A 23773-nucleotide genomic window follows, 5' to 3' on the forward strand; every position below is an offset into this window, starting at 1 on the left:
GGATCCGCTCAGGACGCGATCTCCTGGTAGGCGGCGAAGAGGAGCGACGTGTCGGGGACCTCGAGCATGCCCGGCTTGCCGATGCCGTCCAGCACCACGAAGCGGAGGAGGTCGCCCCGGGACTTCTTGTCGCGGCGCATCCCGTCCAGGAGCGAGACCCAACGGTCGCGCCGGTAGGTGACCGGCAGCCCGAGGGACTCGAGGATGCTCCTGTGCCGGTCCGCGTCGGCGTCGCTGAGCCGCCCGACCATCCGCGAGAGTTCCGCGGCGAATACGAGGCCCACCGAGACGGCCGCGCCGTGGCGCCAGGAGTACCGTTCGGCGAGTTCGATGGCGTGGGCCAGGGTGTGACCGTAGTTCAGGTACTCCCGGCGGCCCGACTCCCGGAGGTCCTCCGACACGATGTCCGCCTTCACGCGGATGGACCGTTCCACGACGTCGCGCAGCACGGGCGAGGCCGCGTCGGTCGCCGCGCTCTGGTCCTGTTCGATCAGGTCGAGGATGACCGGGTCCGCGATGAACCCGCACTTCACTACTTCGGCGAGTCCCGTCACGAGCTCGTTCTTCGGCAGCGTCCCCAGCGCGTCGAGGTCCACCAGGACGGCGGCCGGGGGGTGGAAGGCTCCCACGAGGTTCTTGCCCTCGGCGGTGTTGATACCGGTCTTCCCGCCGACGGCGGCATCGACCATGCCGAGCAGGCTCGTGGGCAGGTGCACCACCCGGACCCCGCGCAGCCAGGTCGCCGCGACGAAACCGCCCAGGTCGGTCACCGCTCCCCCGCCGACCGTGACCACGGCGTCCGAGCGGGTGAAGTCGTTCTGCCCGAGGACCTGCCAGCAGAAGGCGGCCACCTGGATGTGCTTGCCCTCCTCGGCGTCGGGGATCTCCGCGGTCACGGCGGTGAAGCCGGCATCGGCGAGCTCGTCACGGACGGTGTCGCCGGTCGCACGCAGCGCCCGCGGGTGGATCACCAGGACGCGCCGCACGCGCTCCCCGAGGATCGCGGGCAGGCGCCCGAGGAGTCCACGCCCGACGACGACGTCGTACGAGTCTCCGGGCGCGCTCCCGGTGACCGGGATGATGGTGGGGGTCTCAGTGTCCATGGGGGGTCGTCCCGCTCTCGTGGTTCAGGTCGTGTGTCGGATCGTGTGTCGCCGCCGGGGTGCTGTCGGTCTGCTCACCGAGCCGGCTCTGCAGTGCCGGCAGGGCCTGGAGCACCGCCGCGGTGACCGCGCGGACGGAGAGGCCGCGGGTGTCGACGACGGTCGTGGCCAGTGCGGCGTAGACGGGCCGCCGCTCGTCGTAGAGCTCCTGCCACCGTTCCGCGGGGCGCCCGGCCAGCAGCGGTCGGCCGGAATCAGTCCTGATGCGCGGGAGGACGGCGGCGACGTCGGTGTCGAGGAAGACGACCGTCGTGTCCTGCAGCAGGTCCCGCGTCTGCGGGTGGAGGACGGCCCCGCCGCCCAGGGAGACGACGGCGTCCTCGGCCAGGGCGGCACGGACGACGTCGGCCTCGACGGCCCGGAAGGCCTCCTCGCCCTCGCGGGCGAAGATCCCGGCGATGCTGCCGTGCCGCTCGACGATCGTCCGGTCCGTGTCGATGAAGCGCGCGCCGATCCGTTCGGCGAGCATCCTGCCCACCGCCGTCTTGCCGACCGCCATGGGCCCCACGAGGACGACGGGATGGTCCCGCCGCATCAGGCTCCGGCGGAGCCCAGGAACTCCGGGATGTTCTCGAGGTAGCTGCGCAGGTTGCGGGCGGTCTCGGCCAGGGAGTCGCCGCCGAACTTCTCGGTGACGGCCTCGGCGAGCACGAGGGCCGTCATGGCCTCGGCGACGACGCCGGCAGCGGGGACGGCGCACACGTCCGAGCGCTGGTGGTGCGCGCGGGCCGCGGCGCCGGTGCTGACGTCGACGGTGCGGAGCGCCCGGGGCACGGTGGCGATGGGTTTCATCGCGGCGCGGACCCGGAGGGTGTCCCCGATGCTCATGCCGCCCTCGATCCCGCCGGCGCGGTTGCTGGCGCGGACGATCTTGCCGTCCTCGTTGCGCAGGATCTCGTCGTGGGCGGCCGTGCCGCGGCGCGCGGCGGTCTCGAACCCGTCGCCGACCTCCACGCCCTTGATGGCCTGGATGCCCATGAGGGCCGCGGCGAGGCGGGCGTCGAGCCGGCGGTCCCAGTGCACGTAGCTGCCCAGGCCCGGCGGGAGCCCGTAGGCCACCACCTCGACGACGCCACCGAGCGTCTCGCCCTCCTTGTGGGCGGCGTCGACCTCCGCCACCATCGCGTCGGAGGTGTCCCGGTGGAAGCATCGCAGCGGATCGGCGTCGAGGGCGATCACGTCGTCGGGGGTCGGCAGGACGGCGTCGTCCGGGACCGAGACGTAGCCGACGGCGACGGTGTGGCTGACGAGGCGGATGCCGAGGCCCTCGAGGAACTTCGCTGCGACGGTGCCGAGCGCCACCCGGGTCGCGGTCTCACGGGCGCTGGCGCGTTCCAGGACGGGACGGGCCTCGTCGAAGCCGTATTTCTGCATGCCGGTGAAGTCGGCGTGGCCGGGGCGTGGGCGGGTCAGGGGGGCGTTGCGCGCCGAATCGGCGAGCTCCGCGGCGTCCTGCTCCCCCAGGGGGTCGGCGGACATGATCTTCTCCCACTTGGGCCATTCGGTGTTCGCCACCTCGATGACCACCGGACCGCCCTGCGTCAGCCCGTGCCGGACGCCGCCCATGATGCGCACCTGGTCCCGCTCGAACTTCATGCGGGCGCCGCGCCCGTAGCCGAGCCGACGGCGGGCCAGGGCGTCCTGGATATCGGCACTCGTGATGCCCACCCCCGCGGGCATGCCCTCGATGATGCCGACCACGGCGGGGCCGTGCGATTCTCCTGCCGTCAACCAACGCAACATGGCTTCCATACTGCCATGCGGCGCGGCCCACCTCAGCGCCGGGTGGCACCCACCGCGTCATACATCACGCGGAGGACGGCTGCTCGGTCCTGGCCGGCCTCGGGGAAGAACAGGGCCACCTGCTCCACGGCCTGGTGGATCAGCATGTCGAGACCGGGCACGATACGCCCACCGGCCTGCTGCCACGCCGCGGCCAGCCGACTGGGCCAGGGGTCGTAGGCGACGTCGAGCAGCGTGCCGTCCGTGCGGAAGCCGGCGTGCGCCGCGAGCTCCCCTGCGAGCGGATCCGCGGCGTGCGGCGGCAGGGTGGAGATGACGACGTCGGACGCGGACACGGCCTCGGCCGCCTGCGACCAGGGCGAGAGGTCCACCTCCACGCCGAGGGCCTCGCCGATGCGCCGGAGGTCGGCCGCTGCTGCGGGACGGCGCACGAGGACGCGTACCGCGCCGGCTCCGAGCTGCGCGAGGCCGGCCACCGCGGCGGCTGCGGTGCCCCCGCCGCCCAGGACGACGGCACGTCGGGGCGTCACCACGCCGGCCGCGGCCAGGGCGTGGGCCACTCCTGCGACGTCGGTGTTGTGGCCGGTGAGGGTGCGGCGCGGGCCGTCGCCGCCGACGACGACGGTGTTGACGACGCCGAGCACGGCCGCCTGCGCCGTCGTGCCGTCGACCAGCCGTGCGACGGCACCCTTGAGGGGCATCGTCACGGACAGTCCGCGCCACGCACCGCCGGTGCGCATTTCATCGACGAACACGTCCAGTCGCGCCTCGTCGACGTCGATCGCGGAGTAGGAGCAGTCGATGCCGAGCACCCGGTACGCCGCCGTGTGCAGCAGGGGCGACTTCGAGTGGGCGATCGGCGAACCGATCACGGCGGCCCGCCATGCCTGGGCCGCCGCGGTCCCCGGAGGCACCACCTACTGGCACCGTCCGGGATGATCGGCACACCAGGCCTCGTACTCGGCGACGTAGCGCAGGTGCTCCGCATACGTCTCCGAGAACTTCGTCTCCCCCGTGTCGAGGTCCACCGTCACCCAGAAGTAGAACGGTACGTCCGCGGGCTCGACGGCCGCGTCGATCGCCTCGTCGCTCGGAGAGCCGATCGGCCCCTTCGGGAGCCCGGGGTTGGCGTACGTGTTGTAGGGGTTGGAGGTGTCGGTCTTCTCCTCGTCCGTCAGCTGGTACGTCCGGGTCCCGAGCCCGTAGGTCACCGATGCATCCGACTGGATGAAGCCGTTGGTCTCCGTGTTGCCGGGCTTCAGCCTGTTGTAGATGGACCCGGCGACCGTCGCGTAGTCGCCTTCCTGCGCTTCCGCCTGCACGATGCTCGCCACGGTCAGGATCCGGTACTGCTCGGCGGGGTCGGTGACACCGTCCTCGGCGAGCCGGTCGGTCGTCGCCGTGACCATCTCGGTGATGATGTCGGTGGCGGTGGCCTCGACGTCGAAGCGGTACTCGCCGGGGTGCAGGTACCCCTCGAGGGAGAGCGCCTGGGCGGGGAGCCCGAACTGCGCCGGGTCCTTGGCGAGGGCGTCGAATTCGGCGCGCGGGATCCCCGTGGACTCGCTGAGGATGTCGAAGACCTCGCCCTGCCGCAGGTCGCGTGCGACGGCGGCGTAGGAGACCATGGTCGGGTCCTCGCCGAGGAGCGCCTCGGCGGCGGCGGCGGAGGACATCTGCAGGCGCATCTCGTACTCGCCCGGCTGGACCTCGCGGCCCTCGGCGATGGCGCTGAGCGCCGTGACGAACGTCGCGGAGTCCGCCACGATGTCGGCGCTCTCGAGTCCGGTCCCGATCGCCAGTGCTCCGGCGCCCTCAGGAACCGAGAACACCGTCTCCTCGCCGCCCGGGCCCGCATAGTCCTTCACGTCGTTGAGGCCGAGGAACTCGCGCAGCATGAGGGCGGCGCCGTACACCGTGCCGGCGAACAGGGCGAGGACCACGAGCATGATCACGGTGCGGCGGATGCGGCGGCGCCGTTTCGCCTGCGAGGACGGGCGCCTGGTGTTGGGGCGTGGGACGTCCTGCGCCACGAAGAATTCCTCGACGGGTTCGGGATGCGTGGGGCCGTCCTCGTGCGCCTCGTCGTAGTAGCCGTCGTCGGGCTGGTCCGCAGAGTGGTCGGCCGGGTGGTCTGCGGCACCCTGGGGGGTGGAATGGCGGTCGCTCACGACTCGGATTCCCTCCTGCTGGGCGAACTGTGTTTGATGACTGGCTCCTTTGTAGGGGTCAGCAGCGGGCCCTGAGCGCCCGTTGCTGCTCGCGCAGGAACCGGATCCCCCACATCCCGTCCACGTGAACGTTGCGTGTCGATGGCATGCTGGAGTATTTCGACGGCAGCCACCTGATCCACCACCATACGATGATCACGGCTCCCGAGACCAGCAGCGTGCAGCGAACGGTGCGCCGAGACCGTGCTCAATCTCTCGTCGACCAGGCGTACCGGTAACGGATGGGACTGGCGGACGAGTTCCTCCACGAGCAGCCCTGCGTACTCCCGCGCCATCTCCGCGGAGGCGCCTTCCCGGCCGCTGAGGTTCTTCGGGAGTCCCACGATGATCTGCACGGCGCCGCGTTCGACCGCCTCGCGGACGAGGATCCGCACGTCGTGGTTCTTCCGCGCATCCCGCTTGAGCGTGCGGATGGGCGTCGCGATCAGGCCGTCACGATCGCACCCGGCAAGGCCCACCCGGACCTGCCCGACGTCGACGCCGAGTTTCGGTCCGAAGGGGTAGGGAGCGCCGCCGGACAGGCCGGGCACCGCTCCTCCGCCGTTCTCCTCCACGGGGGCCGTCAGCGCTCCGCGACCGTTGCGCGGATCGCCGTCAGCGCCTCGGGGATACGTGCGGCGTCGGAGCCGCCGCCCTGTGCGACGTCGTCCTTGCCTCCACCGCCGCCGCCGAGGATCTTCGCGGCGGTCCGTACCAGCGCGCCGGCCTTGACCCCGGCGGCCCGCGCCGCCTCGTTGGTCGCGACCAGGACGAGCGGACGGTTCTGCGCGACACCGGTTGCCGCGACGACGGCGGGCTCGGATCCGAGGCGGCCGCGCAGGTCCAGCACGAGCGTGCGCAGTTCGTCCGCGCTCCCGATCTCGCCGGCGTCGTGCGCTACCAGGCGCACGCCGTCGACATCGACCGCGGTGTCGACGAGCGACCCCGCGGTCAGGGCGAGCTGCTCCCGGCGGAGCCGGTCCAGTTCCTTCTCCGCGGCCTTGAGCTTGTTCAGGGTCGCCGCCAGGCGTTCGGGCAGTTGCACCGAAGGCACCTTGAGCATGTCGGAGAGCTCGGTGACGAGCGCCCGCTCCGCGGCGAGGTGACGGAACGCGTCCAGGCCGACGAGGGCTTCGATGCGCCGGTTGCCCGAGCCGACGGACTGCTCGCCGAGCAGCGTGAGGCTGCCGATGAGCGACGTCGATGGGACGTGCGTGCCTCCGCACAGTTCGCGGGAGAACTCGGCGTTCATCTCGACGACGCGCACCGTCTCGCCGTAGGCCTCGCCGAACAGCGCCGTGGCGCCGAGCGCCTTCGCGTCCGCGAGGGACATGATCTTGGTCTCGACCTCGTAGTTGTCGCGGATCGCGATGTTCGAGACCTCCTCGATCTCCGAGCGGGCGCCGGCGCTGATGCCCTCACCCCAGGAGAAGTCGAAGCGCAGGTAGCCGGCCTTGTTGAAGGAGCCGCGCTGCAGCGCCTCGGGGCCGAGGATCTCGTGGAGGGCCGCATGGACGATGTGCGTACCCGAGTGCGCCTGCTCCCCCGCGCGGCGGCGCGGGCGGTCGACGGCGGCCGTCACGACGGCCCCCGGGAACACCTCGCCCTCGCGGACGACGGCGCGGTGCACGATCAGGCCCTTGAGGGGACGCTGGACGTCGAGGACTTCGGCCACGAAGCCGTTGCCCGTGATGAGTCCGATGTCCGCGGCCTGCCCGCCGGCCTCGGCGTAGAACGGGGTCTGGTCGAGGACGAGTTCCACCTCGCTCCCCTGGAGGGCGCTCGGGACGGACTGGCCCTGGTCCAGGACGGCGACGATCGTGGCCTCGGAGGTCAGTTCGTCGTAGCCCGTGAAGACGGTCTGGCCGCGGCCGAGCAGTTCGGTGAACACGGACAGGTCGGCGTGGCCGGCCTTCTTCCCGCGGGCGTCGGCCTGCGCGCGCCGGCGCTGCTCGAGCATGAGCGTGCGGAAGCCCTCGGCGTCGACGGCGAGCCCGGCCTCCTCGGCCATCTCCAGCGTCAGGTCGATCGGGAAGCCGTAGGTGTCGTGGAGCGCGAAGGCGTCCTGGCCCGACAGCGGACGCTGCTCGGAGAGGGACTCCCGCACGGCCTCCTCGAGGCGCGCGGTACCCGACGCTATGGTGCGCAGGAACGCCTTCTCCTCCGCGTAGGCGATCCGGCTTATGCGCTCGAAGTCGGATTCGACCTCCGGGTAGACGCCCTTCATGGCGTCCCGTGAGGCGGGCAGCAGGTCGGGCAGGCAGGCCTTCTCGACGCCGAGGAGCCGCATGGCGCGGACGGCGCGGCGGATCAGTCGGCGGAGCACGTAGCCCCGGCCCTCGTTGGACGGGGTGACGCCGTCGGCGATGAGCATGAGCGAGGAGCGGATGTGGTCGGCGACCACGCGCAGCCGGACGTCGTCGGTGTGGTGCGGGTCCGCCGCGGACTCGGAGCTGGTGTAGGTCTTCCCGCTGAGCGCGGCGGCGCGGTCCAGGACGGGACGCACCTGGTCCGTCTCGTACATGTTCTCGACACCCTGCAGGATCATCGCGAGGCGCTCGAGCCCGAGGCCCGTGTCGATGTTCTTCTTCGGGAGCTCGCCGAGGATCTCGAAGTCGTCCTTGCCGGTGCCCTCGCCGCGCTGGTACTGCATGAAGACGAGGTTCCAGATCTCCACGTACCGGTCGTCGTCGGCCTCGGGACCGCCGTCGACCCCGTAGGCGGGACCGCGATCGTAGAAGATCTCCGAGCAGGGACCGGCGGGGCCGGGCTGGCCGGTGGACCAGTAGTTGTCCTTCTTGCCCATCTTCTGGATGCGCCCGGCGGGGACGCCGATGGCGTCGCGCCAGATCTCCAGCGCCTCGTCGTCCTCGTGGTACACCGTGATCCACAGCCTGTCCGCGGGCAGGCCGAACCCGCCGTCGGCGACGTCGCTGGTCAGCAGTTCCCACGCCATGCGGATGGCGTCGGCCTTGAAGTAGTCACCGAAGGAGAAGTTGCCGCACATCTGGAAGAAGGTGCCGTGGCGGGCGGTCTTGCCGACTTCCTCGATGTCGCCGGTGCGGATGCACTTCTGGACGCTCGTCGCACGACTGTAGGGGGCCGTCTCGCGGGCGGTCAGGTACGGGATGAACGGCACCATACCGGCAACGGTGAACAGGAGGGACGGGTCCGAGGAGACCAGCGACGCCGAGGGCACGACCGTGTGCCCGTTCTTCTCGAAGTAGCTCAGCCAGCGGCTGGCGATCTCGTGGGATTTCATGGGGGCAGATCCTTCGGTGGGTGGTCCGGACGCTGTGGTCCGGACGCTGTGGACCGGACGGGGAGGTGGGGCCGGCGGGGTCGCTGTCGGACACGGCGCCGGGCCGGACCTGCCGGCCCGTGGCGCGGACCGGCCGGTCATGGCGACGGCGGTCGGGCCCGCGGCGCCGGCGGTGATCCGTCCTAGCGGAGGGAGCGGCGGGACGCGGGGGCGGCGCTGGCGGCGGGAGCCGCGTCGGCGGCGGCGTCCCTGGCCGGGGCGGGTGCCGACACGCCGAGGGCGGAGCGGAGATCGTCCTCCCGCTCGCTCATGGCCGAGCGCAGGGCATCGGCGAAATCAGCGATGCTGTCGCTGATCTGGCCGACCGCACGGTTCAGGCCCTCGGGTCCGAGGTTCGACTTGGCCTGGGTCACCTTGCGCACCGCGACCACGCCGATCGTGATGCCGGCTGCCAGCCAGAATGCTCGTCTGATCATCGTTATCTCCGGTTCGTCGTTGGGTTAGCGGCTGCGGCGGCGGCGTGCCGGCGAGGTCCGGCCGGCGAAGGCCGAGCGGACGCCGTAGGAGAACGCCGAGACCTTGATGAGCGGAGCGCCGACGGTGGCGGCGATCAGCGACGACAGCGCGGAGATGTTCGCCGACGCGTCGGAGACGTTCGAGGTGATCCCGTCGACCGTCTTCAGCTGCCGGTGCGTGGTGCTCACGGTGCTCGTGACCTCTTCGAGCAGCGGCGTCGTCTCGTCGGTGACGGTGCGGATGGCCTTGCGGAGCTCGTCGAACACGCGTCCGAGCTTCCAGATCGGAACGGCCAGCAGCAGGACCAGGACGGCGAACACGCCCGCAGCTATCAGGCCTGCAATATCTCCACCTGACATGGGCGGTCTCCTTTACGCATGAGTGGACCGCCGGAAGGGGCGGGCAGGGAATTTCGTGCTCTTAGTACCTTACAGACCGAAGAGCCCGCGGCGGGTGCCACGGGCTCTTCGACCATGCTTGTCGTTCAGGACCGCGGGTGGACCCGCGGACACGGACGCCTAGCGTGCGTAGTACTCGACGACGAGCTGCTCTTCGCAGGTCACGGGGACCTCGGAGCGCTTCGGGCGACGCACGAGGCGCGCCTGGAGCTTGTCGAGCTGGACGTCCAGGTAGCCGGGGACGGCGGGGAGGACGTCGCGGTGCGCGCCGGCGGCGGCAACCTGCAGCGGGACCATGGTCTCGCTGCGGCTGTGCACGTGGATGAGCTGGCCTTCGGCCACCCGGAACGACGGGCGATCGACGCGCGCGCCGTCGACCATGATGTGGCGGTGGACGATGAGCTGGCGGGCCTGGGCGCTCGTACGGGCGAACCCGGCACGGAGCACGAGCGCGTCGAGACGCATCTCGAGCAGTTCGATCAGGTTCTCACCGGTCAGGCCCGAGGTGCGGCGTGCTTCTTCGAAGACGCGGGCCATCTGCGCTTCGCGGATGTTGTACTGGGCGCGCAGGCGCTGCTTTTCGCGCAGGCGCACGGCGTAGTCGCTGTCCTGCTTGCGACGCGCACGGCCGTGCTGGCCCGGCGCGTACGGCCGGCGCTCGAGGTACTTCTCGGCCTTGGGGGTCAGGGCGATGCCGAGGGCACGCGAGATGCGGACCTTCCGGCGGGCACGTGTGTTGTTAGCCACGTCTACCTTTCGATGTTTTTGCGGCGAAGAGGCGGACTCACGCCACGGGGGCGTCCGCACTTCCGGTGTCGCTGGCCTCCACTTGCGGAGAGCCGGGATTGGCCGCTTCCCGGTACTACAGTCCGCCGCGACCCTGGCCGCCACCCGCACACTGCAGCGGGGAACCCGCTGGAGGCACGAAGGAAGGCTGGTACACGACGACTTGCCAGTCAGCGGTCAATGCTAGCAGCGCGAGGGGCGGTGGGCCGAATCCCGCGTCCCGCCCTACTTCCCGCGGATGATCCGTCGGAGCCGGGACAGGCGGGACCCGATGTCCCGCTCCGCCCCCCGGTCCGTCGGCTCGTAGTAGTCCCGGCCCACCAGGTCGTCCGGCGCGTACTGCTGCGCCGCGATCCCGTGCGGCTCGTCGTGGGAGTAGACGTACCCCTTCCCATGACCGAGCTGGGAGGCACCGGGGTAGTGCGCGTCCCGCAGGTGCGCCGGGATACCCTGGCCGCGGCCCGCCCGCACATCGGCGATGGCGGCGTTGATGCCGTTGTAGGCAGCATTCGACTTCGGCGCGGTGGCGATGTGCACGACCGCCTCGGCGAGGATGATCCTGGCCTCGGGCATGCCCACGAGCTGGACGGCCTGGGCAGCGGCGACCGCCGTCTGCAGTGCCGTCGGGTCCGCCATCCCGACGTCCTCCGACGCCGAGATCATGAGCCTGCGGGCGATGAACCGAGGGTCCTCCCCGGCCTCGAGCATCTTCGCCACGTAGTGCAGCGCGGCGTCGACGTCCGATCCGCGCAGGGATTTGATGAACGCGCTCGCGACGTCGTAGTGCTGGTCGCCGGCACGGTCGTAGCGCAGGGCGGCGACGTCGACCGCCTTCTCCGCGTGCTGCAGCGTGACCAGCACGGGCAGGACACCCTGCCCGTCCTGCTCGTCCTCGGCCGTCGCCTCATCGATCGGGCCGGGCCGCGCGTGCCCGACGGCCGGGACGTCCCTCTCGGACTGCGCGACGCCGGCAGCCGCCTCCAGCGCGGTCAGGCCACGCCGGGCGTCGCCTGCGGCCAGGCGGACGAGGTGTTCGAGCGCTTCCTCGGACACCTCGACGGTGCCGGCGAGCCCGCGCTCGTCGTCGACGGCCCGCTGGAGCAGGCCGCGGATGTCCGCCTCGTCGAGCGGCCGCAGGGTCTGCAGGAGCGATCGGGAGAGCAGCGGCGACACCACCGAGAAGGACGGGTTCTCCGTGGTGGCCGCGATGAGGACCACCCAGCCGTTCTCCACCCCGGGCAGCAGGGCGTCTTGCTGGGCCTTGTTGAAGCGGTGGATCTCGTCGAGGAACAGGACGGTGGTCTGCCGGTACAGGTCGCGGGAGGTCAGGGCGTCGTCCATGACGCGGCGTACGTCCTTGACGCCGGCCGTGATGGCGGACAGTTCCACGAACTTCCGGCCCTGGCCGCGCGCGATCACGTGGGCGAGCGTCGTCTTGCCCGTCCCGGGCGGGCCCCACAGGATCACGGACGACGGCGCCGCGTGGGCTCCCGGATCGTGCTCCCCCGCGAGCGTCCGCAGCGGCGATCCCCGGCCCAGCAGGTGCTGCTGGCCGACGACCTCGTCCAGGCTGCGCGGTCGCATCCTCACGGCGAGCGGGCTGCGGGGACGCAGGCCGGCCGAACCGCGCACACCGCCGGCGGGCGCGTCGTCCGGTTCGTCGTCGTCGGCCGCGGCACTGAATAGATCATTCACGGCCTCAACGTTACTGTGGGCCACTGACGTGCAGGCACCCGCCGGGGCTCCTCCGGAGGACGGCGGCCGGACCGCGCACCCCCGACGAGAGGAAGCCGATGACCCCCAGCAGGTCCGTCCTCGTCGAGGCCCGGCGCCTCGACGGGTGGCTCGAGCGCTTCCAGGCCCGCAACGGCCCGTTCGGCGCGCAGGCCCTCCCCGAGCGCGCCGACGGCTCCGTCACCGTCACCGCCGCGAACGGCTGCATCGCGGTCCTGACCCCGCCCCTGCCGCCGGGCACCATCCCCGGTCCTGTCCCAGGTGGCGGATCCCGTCGTGCGGAGGACGGATCGGCCGGAGGCGCGGTCGAGGCCCCCGGGGACGCCGGCCTCATCGCGGACCTGCTCTCCGCGGTCGACCCGACGATCACCGTGGGGCTGCTGCTCATCCGGCGTGGCGGCTATTCCGTGGGCGTCGCGCGGGACGGCGGGATCGTCGCCTCGAAGACGGGCACGCGCTACGTCCAGGGCAGGACGGCCGCCGGCGGCTGGTCCCAGCAGCGCTTCGCGCGGCGGAGGGCCAACCAGGCCGACGCCCTCGTCGAGGAGACAGCGGCCCGCGCCGCCGCCCTCTTCGCGGCCCACCCGCCGTCGTGCCTGCAGCTCGGCGGCGACCGGACGCTGGCCACGGGCACCCTCGGCGAGGCCGCCCTCTCCCGGTTCGCGGGGCTCCCCCGGGTCCCGTTCCTCACGGTGCCGGACCCCCGCTTCGCGGTGCTCAAAGAGGCGGCCCGCACAGCCCTGTCCATCCGGATCACGGTGACGGACCCGCCCGCGGAGAGCGTCGACCCGGCCCCTGGCGCGGATTCCTGAGCGCGACACCATTCCCCCGGCGGCGCGATCACCGACAGCGCCACCCGACGGCGTCGCCGATCGGCGACCCTTCAGACCTCCCGGACGGCTGCCGCACGGAGGGCGGTGATCGCCGCGGCGGCGTCGTCCGCCCCGTAGACCGAGGAACCGGCGACGAAGACGGTCGCCCCGGCATCGGCGGCGCGCAGGATCGTCTCCTCCGTGATGCCGCCGTCCACCTGGATGGCGAGCGGTCGGTCCGCCCCCCGGACGGCCTCGGCGGCCCGGCGGATCTTCGGGAGGGTCAGGTCGAGGAAGGACTGCCCGCCGAAGCCGGGCTCAACCGTCATCACGAGCAGCAGGTCCAGCTCGCCGAGCATGTCCAGGTAGGGCTCCACGGGCGTGGCCGGCCGCAGCGCCATGCCGGCCTTCGCGCCGGCGTCCCGCAGCTCACGGGCCAGCCTGACCGGGGCCGCCGCTGCTTCCGCATGGAAGGTCACCGACGCGGCGCCGGCCTCCGCGTAGGCCGGCGCCCAGCGGTCGGCGTCCTCGATCATGAGGTGCACGTCGAGCGGCAGCGGGCTGACCTGCTGGATCCTCCTGACGATCGGCAGACCGAGCGTGAGGTTCGGTACGAAGTGGTTGTCCATCACGTCCACGTGCACGGCGTCGGCCGACGCGATGCGCTGCAGTTCGGTCTCCAGGTTCACGAAGTCCGCCGAGAGGATGCTCGGATTGATACGGAGATGCGCCATTGCCGTTCCTTTCGTTCCTCTGTCCTGACGTCCTGACGTCCTGACGGCCCTCAGGGATTCTTGCGGATGAGCGCGAGGTACATCGCGTCCGTGCCGTGCACGTGGGGCCAGAGCTGGGCGCTGGTCCCGTGCCCGGCGTCGAGCGGTCCCCCGATGCTCACGGCGTCGAGCGCGGATCCGGCGTCGAGCCGCTCGAAGCCCGGGCGCTTGCGCAGGCAGTCGTCGACGACGGCGTCCGTCTCCGCGTGGTGCGGCGAGCAGGTCACGTAGGCCACGACGCCGCCGGGGGCGACGGCGTCCAGCGCGGAGGTGAGGAGCTCACGTTGCAGGGGTGCGAGGCCCACGAGGTCCGACGGCTTCCGGCGCCAGCGGGACTCCGGACGACGGCGCAGCGCGCCCAGCCCCGTGCAGGGCGCGTCGACGAGGACGCGGTCGTAGTGGTCCGGCTGCTCCTGCCCGATGTCCCGGCCGTCCCCGACGCGGACGGTCCAGGAATCCTCCGGCAGGGGCCGCAGCGCCTGCCGGACCAGCTGGGCGCGGTGCGGGACCGGCTCGTTCGCCGTCAGGTGCACGCCGGTGTCGAGCCCGATCGCCGCGAGGAGGGCGGTCTTGCCGCCGGGGCCCGCGCACAGGTCGAGCCACTGCTCGGCTCCGCCCGGCCGGCTGCCGTGGAGGTCGACGGCGGCCAGGGCGCGCGCCACGAGCTGCGACCCGGAATCCTGCACACGGAGGGTGCCCGTGGCGATTCCGGGGAGCCTGCTGACGTCGCCGCCCGAGTAGTAGGCCGATCCCGGTGCCAGCCGGCCCGGCTCGGCCCCTTCCTCGAGGGCGTCGTCGAGCGTGCCGAGTCCCGGCAGGGCGACGAGATGGACCATGGGTGCGGCATTGTCCGCCGCCAGCAGGGCGTCGATCTCCGTGACGTCCCGGCCGTGGGCGACGAGCGCCTGGCGCATCGCGCGGACGATCCACTCGGGATGGCTGTGCGTCAGGGCCGCGATCGCCGTCGGGTCCGTCAGGCCCTCGACGAGTGCGGCGGTCCAGCCCTCCCGGTCATGCGCGGTGACCTTGCGGAGCACGGCGTTCACGAGCGAGGAGGGCCCTGCACCAATCACGGCACGCACGAGGCCCACGGTCTGGTCGAGCGCCGCGTGGGCAGGCACGCGCATCGCCAGGAGTTGGTGCACGCCGAGCCTCAGGGCGTCCAGGACGGCGGGGTCGAGCTGGTCCAGTGGACGGTCGACGCAGCGGGCCAGGACGGCGTCGTAGGTGCCCTGCCCCCGCAGGGCACCGTAGGTGAGCTCCGTCGCGAAGCCTGCGTCGCGACGGTCGAGGCGGTGCTTGCGGATGCTGGCCGGCAGGACGAGGTTCGCGTACGCGTCCTCGCCGGCGACGGCTCGCAGGACCTCGAACGCCACGAGGCGCGCCGGATCGGCGCGCCGGGTGCGCTGCGACGGCGCGGCCTGGGAGAACCGGCGTTCGCCGCCGCGGTTCCGTTCCCGGCCCTGGTCGTCGCGACGCCGGGTGCCGCCGGCCTGGCCGGCGCCCTGGCCGTTGCCTCCACCCTTGCCCGCGGCGCCCGGCCTGCGCTCACTGCGCCCGCCTGATCCTTTGTCCGTTCCTCCGGTCGTGCTCACTCGAACACCAGCTTTCCGCGCGTCGCCGCGCCCCGCGCCCAGTCGAGGGCGCTCATCATCTTCTTCCCGGCCGGCTGCAGGTCGCCGAGGACCAGCGCGTCCGTACCGGTTCCCACCAGGACCTGCCGCCCGACGACGTCGACCCGGCCGGGTGGGAGGGCAGGCTGTCCAGGGTCCGCGCCTCCGTCCCCGCTGCCGGGGACGGGCGCGACGGGCCCGAGTTTCACCCGCTGCCCGTCGAGCGTTGTCCACGCCCCGGGTTCGGGGGTCACCGCGTTGATGCGGCGGCGCACGGCGACGGCCGGTTGCGACCAGTCGATCCGCGCGTCCTCGATCGTGAGCTTCGGGGCGAGGCTGACGTCGCCCGTCTGCGGCGTCGCCGTCACGCGGCCTGCTTCGAGGCCGGAGAGGGTCTGCACGAGCAGGACCGCGCCGCTGTGGGAGAGGCGTTCGAGGACTGCCCCACTCGTGACGCCCGGGCCGAGCGTCTCCGTCATCACACCGAAGACGGGCCCCGTGTCGAGCCCCTCCTCGAGGAGGAACGTCGTCGCGCCCGTGACGTCGTCCCCGGCGAGGACGGCGTGCTGCACGGGCGCCGCGCCCCGCCAGGCCGGCAGGACCGAGAAGTGCAGATTGATCCAGCCGTGCCGCGGGACGGCGAGTCCGGCCCGCGGGACGATGCCGCCGTAGGCGACGATCGCCGCGGCGTCGAGATCGAGGGCGCCCAGCCGTGTGACCAGTTCGGGGGTGAAGCGGTTCGCCTTGATGACGGGCAGCCCGAGCTCCTCGGCCGCGGCGGCGACCGGGCTCGGGGTCAGGACCTTCCGGCGTCCCACGGGCGCGTCGACCCGGGTGAGGACGGCGACGACGTCGAACCCTGCGTCCACGAGCGCCCGCAGCGACGGGACGGCGACCCCGGGCGTCCCCGCGAAGAGGATCCTCATCGGCCGGTCCGGCCCGCTGCGCCGGCGCCTCCGCTGCCCGACGGCGCCGCGGAACGGGTGAAGCTGGACCCGAGGGACCGTGAGCGTTCTTCCGCGGTCCGTGAGGTGACGCGGTTGTAGTCGGCACTCCTGATGGCCCTGAGGGCGTTCTTCCGGTCCTCGCCCGCGAGCCGGTCGATGTACAGCGTCCCGCGGAGGTGGTCGGTCTCGTGCTGGAGCGCGCGCGCCAGCATGCCGGTGCCCTCCACCGCGATGTCCTGGCCGGACGCGTCCTTGCCGGTGACGCGTGCCCAGTCGGATCGGTCGACGAAGCTCCCGAGGCCGGGTACGGACAGGCAGCCTTCGACGTCGGACTCCCCCTGGGAGGCACCGCCGACCTCGAGCACCGGGTTCACCACGTGCCCCTCGGCGCCGTCCACCCGGTAGGTGAAGACCTGGAGCCCGATGCCGACCTGCGGCGCGGCGAGGCCGGCCCCCTGCACGTCGATCATCGTCTCGGTCATGTCCTCGACCAGCCGGGCGAGCTCGGGCCCGAACTCGGTGACCTCCGCGGCGGGGGTACGGAGGATCGGATCACCGATCATGCGGATACTCAGGACGGCCATCGGTGCTCTGTTCCTCGCTTCGGTCATTTCGGATGCTTCGGATGCTTCGACTGCTTCGATCGCTTCGGACCGGATGCGCGGTGCCGCGCCGGTCGGAGGATGTCGTGGGGCCCGCACCCTGATCGGGGGGCGAGGTTCCCGTCAATCCTAGTGGCGCGGCGCCCCGGGCAGAATCCGGCCCGGGACGGCGGCCGGGCGGTCGACGGCTCCTGGCCGCGGGCCGTGCCTCAGGCGGGCAGGGCGGTCTCGACGGGGACCACCCGGCCGGGCGGCGGACCGAGCGGCAGGAGCGCGCGACCCGCCTCGTCGGCGTCGAGCCCCGCTTCCCACGCCCGGCGGAGCGCGCAGAACCGCAGCCAGTGATTCTTCAGCACGGCGGGATTGGCCCTCATGGCCCGCACCTCTGTCTGGCCCACGGCCACCCCGAGCAGCAGCGGCTGGTCCCCGTGCGCCCACGGCCGCCACTCGCCCTTCTGGGGGTCGACGACGGACTCCTCCGCCTTCATCCCCGCCACGAGCTGCATCACCACCTTGTCGTCCAGCGCCTTCACGAAACCGTCGCGGTCGGTGTTCTTGGTCTTGTAGTCGATCAGGCATGTACGTCCACCGATCGTGGCGACGAGGTCCAGGGTGCCCGCATAGCCGAGTTCGCTGTTCCAGACCGTCAGTTCCGGCTCCACGGGACGCACGTCGTACAGCTCCCACCATTCGTCGAACCGCTGGGCGAAGCCTGCCTCGCCCGCCTCCTCGAGGGCCAGGCGGGCGGTGTCGAGCTCGTCGGGACGCCCGAGGGCCCGCAGCGCCACCTGTTCGCAGTAGTGGTGGACGCGCGTTCCGCGCACGGCTGCCTCGTCGCGGTAACGTTCGGCTGCCGACGCGGCCTCCCGGACCGCCGTGCGCAGCTCCGAGGGATTCCCCAGGGCTCCCGGCAGGCGGGCGTCCCGCGAGAGGGCGCTGGCCGCCATGTGGCCGTACCAGCCGCCGAGGGAGGTGGGGAGCTGCGAGATGACGGTGGTGATGGACGGGACGGCGGGCTGCTCCGACGTGGAGCGGGCGTACATCCGGCCGTGCGGTGTTGCGTGGGCGAGGAGCGGGGCGGTCATGGCTCCAGTCTCTCAGGTACCTCCGACACAGCGCTCCCCCGCCGATTGGACGAACCCCCGAACGTCCTATAGAGTTTTCTCTCGTTGGAAAACGACGAAACACCGCGAAATGCACGGCGTGGAGCAGGGGTTTCGGGTTCGTTTTTCTCTTGCGGACGTAGCTCAGCTGGCTAGAGCACCACCTTGCCAAGGTGGATGTCGCGGGTTCGAATCCCGTCGTCCGCTCGCAAGTCACTGTATGGCCGGATCCGTCCGGTGGTCGGAGCAATCCGACCATGGTGGGGTGGCCGAGAGGCGAGGCAGCGGCCTGCAAAGCCGTATACGCGGGTTCGAATCCCGTCCCCACCTCGTTGCAGGACGAGCATGAATACCCATGGCAATGGGCGATTGGCGCAGCGGTAGCGCGCTTCCCTGACACGGAAGAGGTCACTGGTTCGATCCCAGTATCGCCCACTACGGCGCCCCCTCGTGGGCGCTTTTTGCGGACGTAGCTCAGCTGGCTAGAGCACCACCTTGCCAAGGTGGATGTCGCGGGTTCGAATCCCGTCGTCCGCTCTCAGGCCGGTTGTCGGCCGTTGCCCGGTCCTGGCGAGGACCGGGCATTTTTTATGCTCCGCCGTCGGTGAACCGCACCCTTCCGCGCGAGCGCTCCTCCTGGTCCTCCCCTATGCTGGATGCAGCGGAAACGGACTGCGTTTCCACGACCGAAAGGAGGAGTCCGTGGGTTTATTTGACGGGCTCAAGGGCAAGGCCGGCACCCTCGCGGGTAAGGCGACCGAACTGATTGGCGACAATTCCGACAAGGTGAAGAACGGCATCGGGAAAGCTGGCGACTTCGTCGACAGCAGGACCCATGGCAAGTACTCGCACCACATCGACGGAGTGCAGACGAAGGCTTCGGAGATGGTCGACAAGGTCGACAAGAAGGACGGCAAGGGCGGCTTCGGCCCCACCTCCCCGCCGGCCGTATAGTACCCAGCCTGGCAATAAGGAAGCGCCGGTCCCGCCGAGAGGCGGTACCGGCGCTTCTTGCGTACGGGACCCCGGGGGTCCCGTACGGGGGCTAGGAGGCCACGTCGTCTAGGAGGCCACGTCGCTGCCCTGCCGGGCGAGGGCCGTCAGGCGGGAGACCGCCCGGTAGTACTTCTTCATGTAGCCGCCGTGCATCATCTCCTCGGTGAAGAGGTGATCGAAGGTCGTGCCGCTGGCCATGATGGGCACGTCGCGGTCGTACAACCGGTCCGCGAGGACCACGAAGCGCAGCGCCACGGCCTGTTCCGTGATCGTCTCCACGTTGTGCCATGCCACCGCGTCGATCCCGTCCAGCATCTGGCGGTACCGGCTCGGGTGCACGTCGGAGAGATGACGGAGGAGGGCCCCGAAGTCGTCCTCGGCGAGGACCCCGCCCGCATAGGAGGCGACCCTCTCCCGCAGGCCGGCGTCGTCCATCGCGTCGGGAGCCTGCGGCAGTCCGCGGTGGCGGAAGTCCTCGCCGTCGATCCTGGCCACCTCGAACTGGTCGGCGAGCACCTGGATCTCCCGCTGGAAGTCCTGGGCGGCGAACCGCCCGTCCCCCAGGGAACCCGGCAGGGTGTTGGAGGTCGCAGCGAGCTTGACGCCGGCGTCCGCGAGTTCACGCATCAGGCGCGACATCAGGACGGTGTCCCCCGGATCGTCGAGCTCGAACTCGTCGATGCACACGAGGCTGTAGCCGCTCAGTGCGTCGACGGTCTTGCGGAAGCTGAGGGCTCCCACCAGGTTCGTGTATTCGACGAACGTCCCGAAGGCCTTCAGCCCCGACGACGCGTGCCACAGGGACGCCAGGAGGTGGGTCTTGCCCACACCGAAACCGCCGTCGAGGTAGATGCCGGCCCGCGTCTCGGGCTTCTTCGCCCCGCCGAAGAACCTGCGCAGACCCGACGGCTTCGGCTCGTCCACGGTGGCCGCGAAGTCACGGAGCTTCGAGACCGCCGCAGACTGCGAGGGCTGCTGTGGATCCGGACGGTAGGTGTCGAAGGACACCTCACCGAAGCGGGGTGACGGGTAGAAGCCGCCCAGCAACTCATCGACGGAGAGCCTGGGGCTGCGCTCTGTGAGGTGTTCGATGACTGGCACGGATGTGGACCGCTTTCTCTCTCCGGTTGGTGGTGGCGGCGGCAGGCCCGCGGGGCTGCCGTTCCGCTACGCAAGACTACGGCACCCCCCGCCCGCGCGACGGTCCCGGCGCATGCTCGCGGCGACCCTTGACGCGCGGCGACCGCCGGAAGCAATTGTCCGGTCGCGTCGTTAGGCTAGGTGGAACCACGACCGCCCGTCCCAGGACGTCCCGCGGTCGTGCCCGGACAGCTGACAGCTACGCGAAAGGCCGCAATGACCCTGGCTCCAGATCCGCAGGACAAGTTCGCCGAGTACGCCCACCCCGAGCGACTCGTCTCGACCGACTGGCTCGCCGCGAACCTCGGCGCCGAGGGACTCGTCGTCGTCGAATCGGACGAGGACGTCCTGCTGTACGAGACGGGCCACATCCCCGGTGCCGTGAAGATCGACTGGCACACGGAACTCAACGACGAGGTGACGCGGGACTACATCGACGGTGAGGGCTTCGCGCGCCTGATGGCGTCCAAGGGCATCTCGCGTGGATCCACCGTGGTCATCTACGGCGACAAGAGCAACTGGTGGGCCGCCTACGCGCTGTGGGTCTTCACGCTCTTCAGCCATGCGGACGTCCGCCTGCTCGACGGCGGCCGGGACAAGTGGGTCGCCGAGGACCGGCCGCTCACCACCGACAAGCCCGAGGTCGCCGCCGGCGACTACCCCGTCGTCGACCGCGACGACGCCTCCATCCGCGCCTACCTCAGCGACGTCCTCGACCACCTGGGCAATCCGCTCATCGACGTCCGCTCCGGCGACGAGTACACGGGCGCCCGCACCACCATGCCGGCCTACCCCGAGGAGGGTGCCCTGCGCGGAGGCCATATCCCCACCGCGCGGTCCGTGCCGTGGGCACGGGCCGCCGCCGAGGACGGGACCTTCCGCACGCGCGCCGAACTGGACGCCATCTACCGGGACGAGGCAGGACTGCAGGACGGCGACGACGTCGTCGCATACTGCAGGATCGGGGAACGGTCCAGCCACACGTGGTTCGTCCTCACGCACCTGCTCGGCTTCGACAGGGTCCGCAACTATGACGGCTCGTGGACCGAGTGGGGCAACGCGGTGCGCGTACCCATCGTCCGCGGCACCGAGCCCGGAGACATGCCGGTCGTGTCCCGGAAGTCGGCACGATGACCACGGAGACCGTCCCGGCGAAGCTCGCCGCGATCATCGACGACTTCCAGGACCTGTCCGAACCGGACCGGCTGCAGCTCCTCCTCGAGTTCTCGAACGGGCTCCCGGCGTTGCCCGAGCGGTACAGCGCCCACCCGGAGCTGCTCGAGCAGGTCGTGGAGTGCCAGAGCCCGCTCTTCCTCACCATGGAGATCGGCGGAGGGCCGGACCGGCTGGTCCACCTGTTCTTCTCGGCCCCGCGCGAGGCCCCGACCACGCGCGGGTTCGCCGGCGTCCTGCTGGAAGGACTCGACGGGCTGCCGGCCGCGGACGTCCTCGCGGTGCCGGATGACGTCCCCGACCGCCTCGGCCTGACCCGTGCCATCACTCCCCTGCGGATGCGGGGCATGTCCGCGATGCTGGGACGGATCAAGCGGAAGATCAGGGAAGCTCAGTAGCCGCCGCGCCGGGCATCTTCCCGCCGGGGAGCGTGCGGCCGAAGAGGCGGCCGTCGAGCCAGCGTTCGACGACGGACTCCCACCGCTGCGGATCGATGTTCCACTCCTTCGTGTGCCGGGCCCGGTGGAACCGTTCGAGCGTGACGAACGACGGGTTCTTGGCTGCCAGTTCGGCCGAGGCGCCGATGGGGACGAACTCGTCGTCCTCGCTGTGGAGGACCAGGGTGGGCAGGGTCAGCTGCTCCGCGCGCGCGATCCAGTCCATGCTCTGGAGGTCCAGCGGGGCGGCGAGGCCGGTGATCCTCCGTGCCCGCTGGCTCGCCAGCAGGTACTGGCCGAGCCGCCCGACGCGGGCCGGGATCCGGTTCAGCGCGGCATGGTGCGCGAGCACCTCCATCCAGTTGATCACCGGTCCGTCCAGGACGAGCGCGGTGATCCGGCTCCGGTGGCGGGAGAGGTCCGCGGTCTGCAGGACGATCGCCCCGCCCATCGACCACCCGAAGAGCACCACGTCCCGGGCGCCGTGCGTCATCGCGAAGTCGATGGCGGCGTCGACGTCGTGCCATTCCGTCATGCCGAGGCCGTAGCGTCCGTCCGGCGCGGCGGGGGCCTCGCCGTCATTGCGGTAGGAGATGACCAGACTGGTCAGGCCGAGGCGCCGCGCCGGGGTGAGCGCGCGCAGCGCCTCGGCACGGGAGGCGCCACGACCGTGCACCATGATCGCCCAGGTGCCGGACGGCGCCTCCGGGCGGACCAGCCACGCCGGAGCCGTCCCGCCCTCGACGGGGATGAGCACCTCCTCCTCCGCGAAGCCCATGGCGGAGGGCGAGGGGTACACGGCGCCGCCCCACCAGCCGCGGGTCGCCGACGCCAGGTCTCCGGCATCGACCCGCTCCACCCGGCGCTCCACGGTGCCCTCGCGGGGGACATAGGAACGGATGGCGCCGATGCGGGCGTGGCCGGCCCCGCGGTCGAAGTGCAGGCTGTAGGTCCCCTCGACGGTCGTGTCGTCGGTGGCGGGGAGGATGACCGTGCGGTCGCCGGCAGATCCCACGACGGCCAGGATGTCGAGGTTCTCGTCGCGGACGCGCGCCGGCGTCACGACCTGACGCGCGAAATACACCGCGAGCCCTGAGACGGCGCCGGCCGCGGAGGAGGCGAGCGCGGCCCCCGCGCCCACGCCGAGCGCTGTCCACTTGAGCCAGGGTGCGGTCCCCTGCCGCCCTGCGGCCGCCGGCGTCTTCGATGTCATGGTTCCATTTCTACCCTGCGGTGCCGAGGGCCGTCGATTCGCGGACCGTTGCGGTCCCGACCCGGATGGCGTACAGGACCGCGCAGTACAGTGGCGCCATGACGCAGACAATCCTCGTACTGAGCGAAGAAGCACTGACCGGCCCGGATCTCCGCAACCTGCAGACGCTGCAGGGAGACGAGCAACTGGTGGAGATCGTCGTGCTGATCCCCGAGGACGCCAGCGAGTCGGTGCTCAGCGAGTTCTTCCGCCATCTGAGCCTGTTCGAGGTGGGCGAGGCGTTCCGCACCTTCTCCCCCGACGACCGCCGCCATGACGAGGCTACCGCCCGGGAGGCCCTCGCGACGTCGCTGCGGCTGCTCGAGGACGAGGGCTTCACGGCCCGCGGACGGACGACGGGGGAGAATCCCGTGGACGCCATGATCCAGGAGGCGAAAGCCAGCGGAGCCACCCAGGCGGTGGTCATCACCCGCCCCCACGCGATGGCGGACACGTTCCACACCGACTGGGCCAGCAAGGCCCAGGCCAAGCTCGGCATCGCTGTCCTGCACCTGTACTCGGGGTCGGGATTTATTGGCGACTCGTAGGCGTTGCAGAGGCTATGACCACTGAACGCGAGAGCTACCGCCCGGAGATCGAGAAGTCCGACGACGAATGGCGGCAGGAGCTGACCTCCGAGGAGTTCCAGGTCCTGCGGAACGCCGGCACCGAACGCCCGTACACGGGCGAGTACTACGACGCCAAGACGGCGGGCACCTACGCGTGCCGCGCGTGTGGCGCCGAACTGTTCACGAGCAACGAGAAGTTCGATTCGCACTGCGGCTGGCCCTCCTTCTGGGCACCGCTCGCGGAGGGCACGGTCCGCTACCTGCACGACCGCTCGCTCGGCATGGAGCGCATCGAGGTGCGGTGCAGCCGCTGCGACTCCCACCTCGGCCACCTCTTCAAGGGCGAGGGCTTCGACACGCCGACGGACCAGCGGTTCTGCATCAACTCCATCTCCATGAAGCTGGTTCCCGCCGAATAGTGGCGACGGCTCCAGGAGGACGACGGCGAAGGCCGGCCCCCGGGGCCGGTCTTCCTGCGTCAGGGATGCTGTGAAGGCCGACTGGTCCTCCCCTGCGCGGAACTCCTGAGAAGCATAAGGAAATC

24 protein-coding genes and 4 tRNA genes are annotated in these 23773 nt (G+C 71.2%); 10 read left to right on the top strand and 18 right to left on the bottom strand.

Annotated features, from left to right (window positions below):
• Positions 1 to 8: 8 nt before the first annotated feature.
• The 11 genes from aroB to IWX63_RS10805 all read right to left on the bottom strand — a co-directional run bounded on the left by aroB (position 9) and on the right by IWX63_RS10805 (position 11773).
• Complete coding sequence (aroB, locus tag IWX63_RS10755) at positions 9 to 1103, bottom strand: 3-dehydroquinate synthase (RefSeq protein WP_199278175.1); 1095 nt, start codon at positions 1101 to 1103, stop codon at positions 9 to 11.
• On the bottom strand, positions 1093 to 1698 hold the full coding sequence (locus IWX63_RS10760) for a shikimate kinase (protein WP_199278176.1): 606 nt from the start codon (positions 1696 to 1698) through the stop codon (positions 1093 to 1095). The genes aroB and IWX63_RS10760 overlap by 11 nt, the downstream gene beginning before the upstream one ends.
• Positions 1698 to 2906, bottom strand: coding sequence for a chorismate synthase (gene aroC, locus IWX63_RS10765; protein WP_199278177.1), 1209 nt, complete (start codon positions 2904 to 2906; stop codon positions 1698 to 1700). Before aroC ends, IWX63_RS10760 begins: the two co-directional genes overlap by 1 nt.
• 32 nt (positions 2907 to 2938) lie before the next feature.
• A complete protein-coding gene (locus IWX63_RS10770; protein WP_334685800.1) occupies positions 2939 to 3823 on the bottom strand; it encodes a shikimate dehydrogenase in 885 nt (294 codons plus the stop codon).
• On the bottom strand, positions 3824 to 5077 hold the full coding sequence (mltG, locus tag IWX63_RS10775) for an endolytic transglycosylase MltG (protein WP_199278178.1): 1254 nt from the start codon (positions 5075 to 5077) through the stop codon (positions 3824 to 3826).
• A complete protein-coding gene (ruvX, locus tag IWX63_RS10780; protein WP_199278179.1) occupies positions 5074 to 5667 on the bottom strand; it encodes a Holliday junction resolvase RuvX in 594 nt (197 codons plus the stop codon). The genes mltG and ruvX overlap by 4 nt, the downstream gene beginning before the upstream one ends.
• Positions 5668 to 5699: 32 nt before the next feature.
• Complete coding sequence (gene alaS, locus IWX63_RS10785) at positions 5700 to 8378, bottom strand: alanine--tRNA ligase (RefSeq protein ID WP_199278180.1); 2679 nt, start codon at positions 8376 to 8378, stop codon at positions 5700 to 5702.
• Between the two features lie 182 nt (positions 8379 to 8560).
• On the bottom strand, positions 8561 to 8854 hold the full coding sequence (locus tag IWX63_RS10790) for a hypothetical protein (RefSeq protein ID WP_442859121.1): 294 nt from the start codon (positions 8852 to 8854) through the stop codon (positions 8561 to 8563).
• A 24-nt stretch (positions 8855 to 8878) separates the two neighbouring features.
• Complete coding sequence (locus IWX63_RS10795) at positions 8879 to 9253, bottom strand: DUF948 domain-containing protein (protein ID WP_199278181.1); 375 nt, start codon at positions 9251 to 9253, stop codon at positions 8879 to 8881.
• Between the two features lie 159 nt (positions 9254 to 9412).
• Entirely contained in the window at positions 9413 to 10039 is a 627-nt protein-coding gene (gene rpsD, locus IWX63_RS10800) for a 30S ribosomal protein S4 (RefSeq protein WP_043445565.1), read from the bottom strand.
• Positions 10040 to 10303: 264 nt separating this feature from the next.
• Positions 10304 to 11773 (bottom strand): replication-associated recombination protein A, encoded by a 1470-nt coding sequence (locus IWX63_RS10805; protein WP_199278182.1) that lies wholly within the window; start codon positions 11771 to 11773, stop codon positions 10304 to 10306.
• A 98-nt stretch (positions 11774 to 11871) separates the two neighbouring features.
• On the opposite strand from IWX63_RS10805, the gene IWX63_RS10810 reads away from it, so the two are divergent.
• Positions 11872 to 12624 carry an acVLRF1 family peptidyl-tRNA hydrolase gene (locus IWX63_RS10810; RefSeq protein ID WP_199278183.1) on the top strand — a complete coding sequence of 251 codons (753 nt, stop codon included), beginning with the start codon at positions 11872 to 11874 and terminating at the stop codon, positions 12622 to 12624.
• A gap of 71 nt (positions 12625 to 12695) precedes the next feature.
• On the opposite strand, the gene rpe is transcribed toward IWX63_RS10810, so the two are convergent.
• From rpe to IWX63_RS10835, 5 genes are all read right to left on the bottom strand, one after another.
• On the bottom strand, positions 12696 to 13358 hold the full coding sequence (gene rpe / locus IWX63_RS10815) for a ribulose-phosphate 3-epimerase (RefSeq protein WP_199278184.1): 663 nt from the start codon (positions 13356 to 13358) through the stop codon (positions 12696 to 12698).
• Between the two features lie 50 nt (positions 13359 to 13408).
• Complete coding sequence (locus IWX63_RS10820) at positions 13409 to 14992, bottom strand: RsmB/NOP family class I SAM-dependent RNA methyltransferase (protein WP_199278185.1); 1584 nt, start codon at positions 14990 to 14992, stop codon at positions 13409 to 13411.
• Positions 14989 to 15936, bottom strand: coding sequence for a methionyl-tRNA formyltransferase (gene fmt / locus IWX63_RS10825; protein ID WP_199278186.1), 948 nt, complete (start codon positions 15934 to 15936; stop codon positions 14989 to 14991). The genes IWX63_RS10820 and fmt overlap by 4 nt, the downstream gene beginning before the upstream one ends.
• Positions 15933 to 16541, bottom strand: coding sequence for a peptide deformylase (gene def / locus IWX63_RS10830; protein ID WP_334685801.1), 609 nt, complete (start codon positions 16539 to 16541; stop codon positions 15933 to 15935). Before def ends, fmt begins: the two co-directional genes overlap by 4 nt.
• A 227-nt stretch (positions 16542 to 16768) precedes the next feature.
• Positions 16769 to 17644: a cytochrome gene (locus IWX63_RS10835; RefSeq protein ID WP_199278188.1), complete on the bottom strand. Its 876-nt coding sequence runs from the start codon at positions 17642 to 17644 to the stop codon at positions 16769 to 16771.
• Between the two features lie 151 nt (positions 17645 to 17795).
• Between IWX63_RS10835 and IWX63_RS10840 the strand changes: the two genes are divergently transcribed.
• From IWX63_RS10840 to IWX63_RS16825, 5 genes are all read left to right on the top strand, one after another.
• Positions 17796 to 17869 (top strand) — tRNA-Gly (locus IWX63_RS10840).
• Positions 17870 to 17921: 52 nt separating this feature from the next.
• Positions 17922 to 17992: transfer RNA gene (locus tag IWX63_RS10845), tRNA-Cys, on the top strand.
• Positions 17993 to 18025: 33 nt separating this feature from the next.
• A tRNA-Val gene (locus IWX63_RS10850) sits at positions 18026 to 18097 on the top strand.
• Positions 18098 to 18125: 28 nt separating this feature from the next.
• Positions 18126 to 18199: transfer RNA gene (locus IWX63_RS10855), tRNA-Gly, on the top strand.
• 165 nt (positions 18200 to 18364) lie between these two features.
• Positions 18365 to 18616, top strand: coding sequence for an antitoxin (locus IWX63_RS16825; RefSeq protein WP_334685802.1), 252 nt, complete (start codon positions 18365 to 18367; stop codon positions 18614 to 18616).
• A gap of 108 nt (positions 18617 to 18724) precedes the next feature.
• On the opposite strand, the gene zapE is transcribed toward IWX63_RS16825, so the two are convergent.
• Complete coding sequence (zapE, locus tag IWX63_RS10865) at positions 18725 to 19759, bottom strand: cell division protein ZapE (RefSeq protein WP_199278190.1); 1035 nt, start codon at positions 19757 to 19759, stop codon at positions 18725 to 18727.
• Between the two features lie 255 nt (positions 19760 to 20014).
• Between zapE and IWX63_RS10870 the strand changes: the two genes are divergently transcribed.
• Positions 20015 to 20932 (top strand): sulfurtransferase, encoded by a 918-nt coding sequence (locus IWX63_RS10870; RefSeq protein WP_199278191.1) that lies wholly within the window; start codon positions 20015 to 20017, stop codon positions 20930 to 20932.
• On the top strand, positions 20929 to 21369 hold the full coding sequence (locus tag IWX63_RS10875; protein ID WP_199278192.1) for a SufE family protein: 441 nt from the start codon (positions 20929 to 20931) through the stop codon (positions 21367 to 21369). Before IWX63_RS10870 ends, IWX63_RS10875 begins: the two co-directional genes overlap by 4 nt.
• Here the strand turns inward: IWX63_RS10875 and IWX63_RS10880 are convergent.
• Positions 21353 to 22621 (bottom strand): alpha/beta hydrolase family protein, encoded by a 1269-nt coding sequence (locus IWX63_RS10880; protein ID WP_199278193.1) that lies wholly within the window; start codon positions 22619 to 22621, stop codon positions 21353 to 21355. The two genes, IWX63_RS10875 and IWX63_RS10880, sit on opposite strands and share 17 nt — an antisense overlap.
• A 98-nt stretch (positions 22622 to 22719) precedes the next feature.
• Here IWX63_RS10880 and IWX63_RS10885 point away from each other — a divergent pair, with 98 nt between their 5' ends.
• The gene (locus IWX63_RS10885; protein ID WP_199278194.1) at positions 22720 to 23208 is read left to right on the top strand and encodes a hypothetical protein; all 489 of its coding nucleotides are present in this window, start codon (positions 22720 to 22722) and stop codon (positions 23206 to 23208) included.
• A 14-nt stretch (positions 23209 to 23222) separates the two neighbouring features.
• Complete coding sequence (msrB, locus tag IWX63_RS10890; RefSeq protein ID WP_199278195.1) at positions 23223 to 23648, top strand: peptide-methionine (R)-S-oxide reductase MsrB; 426 nt, start codon at positions 23223 to 23225, stop codon at positions 23646 to 23648.
• Positions 23649 to 23773: the final 125 nt, after the last annotated feature.

The sequence above is a fragment of the Arthrobacter sp. CAN_A2 genome (assembly GCF_015752045.1).
Taxonomy (GTDB): domain Bacteria; phylum Actinomycetota; class Actinomycetes; order Actinomycetales; family Micrococcaceae; genus Arthrobacter_D.